Raw genomic sequence first — 8,455 nt, 5'->3', positions numbered from 1 at the left:
GAAGGGCATCGCCACCGGCCATGAGGTGCGCATGGCGAAAGCCCGCCAAGAAGCCCCACCGCAGCCCGCCGATGGCCCCGATCCGATCACCGAGGCCATCGCTACCGCCACCACCACCGAAGCGTTAGACGCGCTCGTGGACGACATCAAAGGGTCGGAGAATCCGGCGAAGTATCGCGGTCTGTGGTCGCGCCGGCACAAGGAGGTCAGCGCATGAGTTACGCCGACTTCCTCGAACGCAAGTCCGCCGGCGTGGAGAAGTCCGGGCGCGAGTTCCACCCGAACGACGTCCACCAATACCTGCACCCGTGGCAGCGCGAGATCGTGGCGTGGGCTGCAACGACAGGCCGGGCCGCGATCTGGGCTGACACCGGGCTGGGCAAGACCCTGATGCAACTGGAATGGGCGCGGCTCACCGCCGACGAGGGCACCGCGCTGATCGTCGCCCCGCTGGCTGTGTGCGCCCAGACCGCACGGGAAGCGGAGAAGGTCGGCATCACCGCGACCTACACGAGGTCTGGGGATAACCTCGGGCCGGGGCTGTGGATAACCAACTACGAGATGGTGGAGCACTTCGACCCCGACCTGCTCGATGCGGTCGTGCTCGACGAGGCGTCCATCCTCAAACAGTCCACAGGCAAGACCAGGACGAAACTCATCGCCCACTTCGCGGACGTCAAGTACCGGCTATCAGCCACCGCCACCCCGGCACCCAACGATCCCGAGGAACTGACCAACCAGGCCGAGTTCCTCGGAGTGTCCAGCCGCGTCAACATGCTCGCCGCCTACTTCATCCACGACCAGGACGGATGGCGGCTCAAAGGGCACGCCAAGCGCCCCATGTACCGATGGATGTCCTCGTGGGCTGTAGCAATCCGCAAGCCCTCCGACATGGGCTACCCGGACGACGGCTACAACCTGCCCGGACTGGAGATCATCCCGCACACCCTGGAAGTGAACGAAGCCCCAGAAGGGCAACTGTTCGCCACCGACCTCGGGGGAGTGGGCGGCGGGCCAAGATCCGCAGATCCACCCTCACCGCGAGATGTCAGCGCGCCGCCGAACTCGTGGCCGCTGAACCTGACGAGCCGTGGTTGCTGTGGTGCGGGATGAACGATGAGGCCGACACCCTGGCGAAGCTCATCCCCGGGTCGGTGAACGTCCACGGGGCGTGGAGCCCTGAAGACAAAGCCGAAGCCCTGCTCGGGTTCGCCGATGGCAAGTTCAAAGTCCTCATCACGAAACCCTCGCTCGCCGCGTTCGGGCTGAACTGGCAGCACTGCGCACGGATGGCATTCGTCGGGCTCTCAGATTCTTATGAGGCCTACTACCAGTCCATCCGCCGCTGCTACCGCTACGGCCAGACCAGGGTCGTGGATGCCCACATCATCCTGTCCTCGGTCGAGCAGCAGATCGCGACCAACGTCGCCAACAAGGAACGAGACGCGGCGGACATCACCGCCAACCTCGTCGCAGAGATGTCGCAGTTCAGAAGCCTAGAAGGAGCCCAGAAATGATCGACGAATACATGACCGCGGACGAAACCGGCGACAACTGGCACCTGATGCTCGGTGACTCGTGCGAACGCATGGCAGAGATCCCGAGCGAGTCGGTTGATCTGTCGGTCTACTCGCCGCCGTTCGCCTCATTGTTCACCTACAGCCCGTCCCCGCGGGATCTGGGCAACTCGGCATCACGGGCGGAGTTCTTTGAGCACTACAGGTTCATCATCGACGAGAACCTGCGCATCACCAAGCCGGGCCGCATCTGCGCGGTCCATGTTCAGCAGTTGACCACGAGTAAGTCGTTCCACGGGGTAATCGGGCTCACAGACTTCCGCGGCGAAGTGATCAAGGCCTACATGGACGCCGGCTGGATCTTCCACGGCGAGGTCACCATCGACAAGGACCCGCAAGCCCAGGCGATCCGCACCAAAGCGCAAGCGCTGATGTTCGTCACCAAGAACCGCGACTCGTCCATGACGCGCCCAGCACTAGCCGACTACCTGCTGCTGTTCCGCAAGCCCGGCGATAACGAGGTCCAGATCAAGAACGACGTGAGCAACGAGGAGTGGATCGACTGGGCACGCCCGGTGTGGCTGGACATCCGCGAAACCAACACCCTCAACGCGAGGACCGGGCGCGAGCAGGCCGACGAACGCCACATCTGCCCGCTGCAACTGGACTTCATCGAACGGGTCATCCGGCTGTGGTCCAACGTTGGCGAGACCGTGTTCTCCCCGTTCGCCGGCATCGGGTCGGAGCCTCACACCGCCGTCCGGCTGGGCAGGTTCGGGCTCGGGATCGAACTGAAACCGTCCTACTGGCGTACCGCGGTGGACAACCTGCGAGCGGTCGAGGCCGAACTGGCGATGCCGTCACTGTTCGACGAGGTGGAAGCGTGATCCGCGAAGCCATCTTCGACGCCATCTCCGATGAGCGGCTGAGACAGCAGGACAAGTTCGGCGGGCTCCACGCGTGGGGCTCGGGCGACTGCTCATCCCACGACGTAGCCCCCATGACAAAGGTCGGGGTGCTCGCTGAGGAACTCGGCGAAGTTGCCCGGGCCGTGCTCGACCACGACACCGATCAGTTGGGCGTGGAGTTGGTTCAACTCGCTGCGGTGGCTGTGGCATGGCTGGAGTCGCTATGAATCACGACCTGGAGCGTGTCTGCCCACCGCCCGTATTCGGGGCGACAGTGTGGCTCTGCACCTGCGGACATCGGTCCTTCTCCGAAGATGACCACATCACCCACGTCGAGATTGAGCCCCACCCTGTAGTCCGGGGCAAACCGTGAGAGCCGCCGAAGTTCACGAGAACCTGGCCAACCTGTCCCGGGAACTGGTCGAGCTACTCATCGACTACAAGGGTCTCCAGCACGCCTCAGTACGGATGGAGGCAGCCTACCGCCGCGCCTACGCCAAAGCGTACCTAGAGGCTGAAGGCCCGGCGGAGGTCCGCAAACAGCAGGCCACCCTAGACGCCGCATCCGACTATCTGCACGCCGAACTGGCCCGCGCCGAATGGGACAACTGCCGCACCTCGTTGAGAGTCCTCGGGCAACGGTTGGACGCAGGCCGCACGATCGCGTCCACCATCCGCGCCGAAGCCATATCCAGCGGGGTCGGCACATGACGGGGCGCTGGCGTTGCCTGCTGTGCGAGTGGCCCAGGTGGACTACAGGCACCTACGAGACGTGGATGGTCCACTACCGGCTAACGCACATGAAGGAGGGCTGATGGGGCTTCAAGTGTGCGACACGTGGAGTACTAAAGGTTCGCCCGCACATCGCAGAGGTCATCGAGTTGTCGCATCGCAAGCGCTGGCAGGCGATATGTGTCTACGTGTCGGGCCTCGGATACAGCGGCGAGCATGGACTCTCGGGGTTCGTCCCGGAGTCCTGTCTGCCATTCATTCACGGCACCAGCATCCGAGGCCCTCGCCGCGCAACTGCGTGGCGGAAGTGGCAGCATATGGCGAGAGGTCCAATCAGCGAGGGCACGGTGGGAGACCGTTCAGACGATTTGGGACGAATCCTATCCAAGGCGGAACCAAGCGTCGCAAAAGAAGAAGGCGCAAGGACGCCGCGCGAGGTCCGATGGGCGGAAGTGTACCCGCGAAACGGGGCAACTCGTGTCGATAAGACGCCGTATTCCGAGCAGCCCTGACTGCCAAGCATCGCTGGCGCAATGCTCCAGACGGCCCAATGCCACGCTCACTGCAATGCACGTACGTACGTACGGACGGACTTACGAACGATATGGCTGAGGCAGAGGGAAAACCTAGGGCCTGATCGCACGCGAACACGTACGGAAAACATCATCAAAATGGAGGAAACGACATGGGATTACCGTCAATCAACGCCACCGGAAGGCTCACAGCAGACCCAGAACTGCGCTTCACCAGCGCTGGGAAAGCGGTCGCAACATTGGGCATCGCCTGCAACGAACGAAAGACTCAGCAAGGAGACTGGGAGGGTCGGCGACACGACTCCTGGGAACGTCGAACTGTGGGAAGGCCAAGGCGAGGCGTGGCAGAGCAACTACGCCGCGGCCAACTCGTCCACGTCACCGGGCTACTGCGCCAGCGCAGCTACGAACTCGCCAACGGCGAGAAGCGAACAGCCACCGAGGTCGTCAAAGCCGAGATATTCCCGGCCCTAGCGAAGACGGAATCATCGGTTCCACAGTTCGTGGCAGATCTGGTGAAGCCCCGTTCTGATGACCCGGATACCCACCGGCCACCGTGCCGCAGTCCTGCAACGTTGCGACGGGCTGTGTGAACGGTGCGCCCGGTGGCTGTCCAACATCCCCGCCGATCTGCATCACCGCAGGCCGCGCGGGATGGGCGGAACATCGGACCCGGACATTCACCAGCCGGCAAACATGCTCGCACTCTGTCGGGTCTGTCATCGATGGGTGGAGGACAACCGGGCGGTAGCACTGGAGCAGGGCTGGCTGATCTCCCAGCACGACACCCGACCCCCGTATGAGATCCCGGTCTATGTCCACGGCGGCTGGTATCTGGTCAACCTCGAATGGCACCCCTACGACGTTCCGATCCCGTTCTAGCCGAGGAGTCTCATGTCCTGCATCATCTGCACCCGCCACCACCCCGACGACGACGGCAACTGCACCAAGATCTGCCGCCATCACCAGGCCACGTTCGGGCTGATCTGCCCCGGATGTGTCGCCCGGATACGGCGAGACTTGGACACGATCGCCGAAACGTGGACCGAATCCGTCTACGGGTCCATCTCGTGCGGCGGCTCGGGCGGCAGTGAACGTCCCCTGCCCGGCGGCACGGCGTGGATCTCGTGGCGGCACTCCGGTGGCCCTGGCGGGCAACTGTGGACATCGGTCACTGGCTGGGCTCGGGTGTGGATCGAGGACGGCGACCTGGCGCAACCTGACACGTTCGACCTGCTCACCGTGCTGATGTGGCTACGCGCCCATCTGGAACGTGACGGGGTGAAACATCCGGCGATTGATGAGGCCGCTGCCGAATGGTCCGACCACGCCCAGGAGGGCCGCCGGATTGTTGGTGATGTGGAATCTGGGCAGATCATCAGGTGTCCCGGTGTCGCAGCAGAATGTGGCCGGCGGCTGCGTGTGGATGTGGGCAACCCTGACGAGCCTGTCAGGTGCCGCGACTGTGGCCACACCTGGACGACGGCGCAGCTGCTGCGCAGGGCCATGTACGACTCGGACGCGCCCGCATGGCTCGACGGTGAAGCAGTCCGGTCGCTGGTCGGGGTTGACCCGTCAACGTTGCGCCGTTGGGCGCGGGCTGGGCGCATCACCAGGGCCAACGGCAGATATCTGCTGTCCACGGTCATCTCAGCGGTCAGGGTCGCTTCGTGAAGGCTCCCACTCTCACCCCCGACTCGGCCCGGTATCTGACCGTCCACGCCCCGCCCAGCCCGTTCCATCTGCGCCCGCTCCTGCCGTGGCTGTGCGGGCAGTCGGCTATCCGCTGGTATCTGGCGACCTGGCTAGGTGTGGCACTGTTGGCTGTCGGCACGGCAATGCTGGCCCCAGGCTGGCAGGGAATCGCAGCCGCGGCCCTGGTGCTCGCCCTGCCGTCGGTCAGGTTCGCGCTCACGCATGTGGTGCTGGTGGACATGGCCGCGCTCGGGCTGGCTACAGCATCAGCAGCGCTCATGGTCAACGGGTGGATCATCCCCGCGGTCATCCTCGTGCTGATGGCAGGCGCAGCGAAAGAGTCGGCGCCCGTGTTCGCTGCCCTGTTCGCCTGGCATCCGCTGCTACTCGTCGGGCTGATCGTGCCGGCTGTCATCAAGCTGGTCAGGAAGCCCGGCAGCGACATCCTGCGCGAACCTGAGCACGCATGGATTCTGGCCCATCCATTCAAGGCTGGCAGGAAGTATCACGACCGGATGGTCATCGACGCCATGCCCGTGCTCGTCACGCCGTGGGGTGGCGCGATCGTGGCGCTAGGTGCGCCCAGTGTGCAACTGTTCGCCACCCTGGCTGTCGCGTACGCGCAACTGTTCGCCGCCACCGACACGGTGCGGCTTTACCAGTGGTCCGCGCCAGTCGTGGCGATCGCTGCGACGTCGGCAGTCGATCCGCGATGGTGGCCGCTGCTGGTCATCGTCACACTGTTCAACCCGCTCAGGGGCGACGGCGTGTGACTGTGCGTGTCGATCCTTGACAAACCGTGCCCGCGCTGTCACTGTATGATTGTATTCGCAGGAATACGCCCAGGTCACCACGCATATGCGGGTGGCCTGTTGTCATTGGAGGCGCCATGATGCTGCGAGTAGTCATCGGAAGCGTCTACGCGGAAGCAGACCTGCAAACCAAGGGCCAACTCGTCAGCCCCGAATACGTTGACACCCTGCTCAACCGGCTCACCGATGCGGCCATCAAGGGCTACACGACTAAGCGTGTCATCGCCGCCATGTCAGCGGAGGACGAGGCCGAACAGTGACCGACCCGCGCCGCACCAACCGCTACCGAGTACGGCGTGCCCAGTTCATCAAGGTCAGCGCCATGGTCTGCCACTGGTGCGGAGCCCAAGTATTCGACACCGTGCCGACGCGACATCCGCGTAAGGCGACAGTCGACCATCTCATCGAAGTGGACCGTGCCTCAACCCTGGCGTTAGACGAAAGCCTGTGGGTGGTGGCGTGCGGACAATGCAACGCCAGTCGCGGTGCGACATACGGCAACCGCAAGCGCTCAGCGATCCGCAACGCGTCGCGCAACTGGTGAACAACCCGGGGGGCGGGGTGAAGATCGCGGAAAAGCTCACACGCACGACCCCGCCCGGCGGCGTTATTTCACGCGACCTTCTAGGGATTGCGCGGCCCTCGTTCGCAAACTCTTGAGAGGTGTGGTCGGATGCCTGGTCGAAACTGCGCCGACTGCGGAGCAAAGTTGAAGCCCCCGAAGGGTGCTGGGCGACCCCGGACGAAGTGTGAGAACTGCTCTCCGCCGCGTAAGCGCGACATCGCACGGCGGGCGCCGCACAAATTGGCCCTCGCTGAACTGCCAGCACCGATCGACCAAGAGCAAGAGACGCTTGAGTCGTCAACTCGGGCGGCGCTCGCTGGCGCCAAGTTGACCGACGACCCCGCGGGCATTGCGGCGCTGGTACTCGCTCGCCGTATCGACAGTGGAGCGCTTGACACGGGCGCCGGCCTCGCTGCGCTGGTTCGCGAGCATCGCGCCGCACTGGGTGACGCGATGAGCCGGGCCACAGTCGAGGCTGATCCGCTGGAGCGTCTGCGGTTGGTCGTGGCGGACAAGATGGCGGGCGCGTGACCGTCGCATCATTCCTCAAGCCAACATGGATGACGGTCCCGGACTGGGACTACACGCTCGGCGGGGAAGTAGCCGACCTCTGCACCGAGGTGGGGTTCGCCCCGGACGGCCCGCAGCGGCTCATTCTCGATGCAACGTTCGCGATGAAGGACGACAGGCCCGCCGCTTTCGAGGTTGTCATTATCGGGCCTCGCCAGAACATCAAGACGGGCGCACTGAAGCAGATTGATCTCGGGTTCACGTTCCTCATGCAGCTGCCGCTGGTGGTCTGGTCGGCACACGAGGTCTCAACATCGAGCCAGTCCTTCCGCGACCTTGTGGAACTTATCGAGACGCATTCATTCCTTGAGCGCCAGGTCGAGCGCATCTATCGTCCCGAGGGCCGGGAGCGCATCGAACTACGCAAGGGCAACGGCAGGCCGAATGGTGGCGAGGTCAGGTTCAAGGCTCGGACTCGATCGGGTGGTCGAGGTCTCACCGGGGACAAGACCGTGCTCGACGAGGGCTTCGCGCTGAAGTCTTCACACTTGGGGGCGCTGCTTCCGGTGATGATGACCCGCCGCCACGGTCAGGTCATCTACGCGAGTAGCGCAGGCATGGCTGATTCGGATGTCCTGCGGGCGCTGCGCGAGCGTGGCCGCCGCGGCGACCGACGTCTTGCCTACTTCGAGTGGGGCGACACCCGACCCAACCAAGGATGCGTCATCGGTGATTGCGACCACGCCACCACCAACGAGGGATGCGTGCTCGACGACCGCGAGCGCTGGTGGCAGATCCTCCCGGCGCTGGGTACGCGCGTCACCGAGGACGCTATCGCCGACTTGCGCCGGTCGATGCCACCAGAGGAGTTTGCCCGCGAAGTTCTCGGGTGGTGGGATGAGCCCTCGTCTGGTGAAGACCTGTCCGCTGACGAGTGGATGGCGATTGAGTCCGACGCGGCACCGTCAGGCGAGCTGAGTCTGGCTGTGGATGTGGGGCCGAATCAGGTCTGGTCGTCCATCGTCGCCTGCGGTAACGGCGTGCTCGAAGTTGTCGAACGTCGCCGGGGCGCGTCGTGGCTCACCGAACGGATGGTCGAACTGGCCGCGCGGCACCCGGTGGCCGAGTTCGGACTTGATCCTGCCGGGCCAGTAGGAGCGCTGCTGCCGGAGTTCGAGCGCGA

12 protein-coding genes and 1 pseudogene are annotated in these 8,455 nt (G+C 64.3%); all 13 read left to right on the top strand.

All coding sequences use genetic code 11. The features are described from left to right. The first annotated feature begins 31 nt into the window (after nt 1-31). Nucleotides 32-217, top strand: a complete 186-nt coding sequence (locus IPM06_20055) for a hypothetical protein (GenBank protein ID MBK8772701.1) — start codon at nt 32-34, stop codon at nt 215-217. After that, nucleotides 214-1,517 (top strand): annotated as a pseudogene (locus IPM06_20050) (helicase). Before IPM06_20055 ends, IPM06_20050 begins: the two are co-directional and overlap by 4 nt. Further along, nucleotides 1,514-2,404 carry a site-specific DNA-methyltransferase gene (locus IPM06_20045; GenBank protein MBK8772700.1) on the top strand — a complete coding sequence of 297 codons (891 nt, stop codon included), beginning with the start codon at nt 1,514-1,516 and terminating at the stop codon, nt 2,402-2,404. Before IPM06_20050 ends, IPM06_20045 begins: the two are co-directional and overlap by 4 nt. After that, on the top strand, nt 2,404-2,652 hold the full coding sequence (locus IPM06_20040; protein ID MBK8772699.1) for a hypothetical protein: 249 nt from the start codon (nt 2,404-2,406) through the stop codon (nt 2,650-2,652). Before IPM06_20045 ends, IPM06_20040 begins: the two co-directional genes overlap by 1 nt. A 142-nt stretch (nt 2,653-2,794) precedes the next feature. Further along, nucleotides 2,795-3,136 (top strand): hypothetical protein, encoded by a 342-nt coding sequence (locus tag IPM06_20035; GenBank protein ID MBK8772698.1) that lies wholly within the window; start codon nt 2,795-2,797, stop codon nt 3,134-3,136. A 706-nt stretch (nt 3,137-3,842) separates the two neighbouring features. Next, nucleotides 3,843-4,283, top strand: a complete 441-nt coding sequence (gene ssb / locus IPM06_20030) for a single-stranded DNA-binding protein (GenBank protein MBK8772697.1) — start codon at nt 3,843-3,845, stop codon at nt 4,281-4,283. Then, a complete protein-coding gene (locus IPM06_20025) occupies nt 4,222-4,572 on the top strand; it encodes an HNH endonuclease (GenBank protein ID MBK8772696.1) in 351 nt (116 codons plus the stop codon). The genes ssb and IPM06_20025 overlap by 62 nt, the downstream gene beginning before the upstream one ends. A 12-nt stretch (nt 4,573-4,584) precedes the next feature. Continuing rightward, nucleotides 4,585-5,364, top strand: coding sequence for a hypothetical protein (locus tag IPM06_20020; GenBank protein ID MBK8772695.1), 780 nt, complete (start codon nt 4,585-4,587; stop codon nt 5,362-5,364). Beyond that, nucleotides 5,361-6,158, top strand: coding sequence for a hypothetical protein (locus IPM06_20015; protein ID MBK8772694.1), 798 nt, complete (start codon nt 5,361-5,363; stop codon nt 6,156-6,158). Before IPM06_20020 ends, IPM06_20015 begins: the two co-directional genes overlap by 4 nt. 116 nt (nt 6,159-6,274) lie before the next feature. After that, nucleotides 6,275-6,457 (top strand): hypothetical protein, encoded by a 183-nt coding sequence (locus tag IPM06_20010; GenBank protein ID MBK8772693.1) that lies wholly within the window; start codon nt 6,275-6,277, stop codon nt 6,455-6,457. Then, a complete protein-coding gene (locus IPM06_20005) occupies nt 6,454-6,741 on the top strand; it encodes an HNH endonuclease (GenBank protein MBK8772692.1) in 288 nt (95 codons plus the stop codon). The genes IPM06_20010 and IPM06_20005 overlap by 4 nt, the downstream gene beginning before the upstream one ends. 261 nt (nt 6,742-7,002) lie before the next feature. Next, nucleotides 7,003-7,293 (top strand): hypothetical protein, encoded by a 291-nt coding sequence (locus tag IPM06_20000; GenBank protein ID MBK8772691.1) that lies wholly within the window; start codon nt 7,003-7,005, stop codon nt 7,291-7,293. After that, the coding region (locus IPM06_19995; protein MBK8772690.1) for a hypothetical protein at nt 7,290-8,455 on the top strand (1,166 nt) is incomplete at its 3' end. The genes IPM06_20000 and IPM06_19995, both read left to right, overlap by 4 nt.

Source organism: Hyphomicrobiales bacterium, from assembly GCA_016710435.1.
Taxonomy (GTDB): Bacteria; Pseudomonadota; Alphaproteobacteria; order Rhizobiales; family Aestuariivirgaceae; genus Aestuariivirga.
This window is presented reverse-complemented; position numbering and strand designations above follow the sequence as displayed.

Bases quoted from the DNA above. Each gene is read 5' to 3' on its own strand.
- IPM06_20010 (MBK8772693.1), top strand. From the start codon at position 6,275: ATGATGCTGCGAGTAGTCATCGGAAGCGTCTACGCGGAAGCAGACCTG.
- ssb (MBK8772697.1), top strand. From the start codon at position 3,843: ATGGGATTACCGTCAATCAACGCCACCGGAAGGCTCACAGCAGACCCA.
- IPM06_20055 (MBK8772701.1), top strand. From the start codon at position 32: ATGGCGAAAGCCCGCCAAGAAGCCCCACCGCAGCCCGCCGATGGCCCC.
- IPM06_20045 (MBK8772700.1), top strand. From the start codon at position 1,514: ATGATCGACGAATACATGACCGCGGACGAAACCGGCGACAACTGGCAC.
- IPM06_20025 (MBK8772696.1), top strand. From the start codon at position 4,222: ATGACCCGGATACCCACCGGCCACCGTGCCGCAGTCCTGCAACGTTGC.
- IPM06_20020 (MBK8772695.1), top strand. From the start codon at position 4,585: ATGTCCTGCATCATCTGCACCCGCCACCACCCCGACGACGACGGCAAC.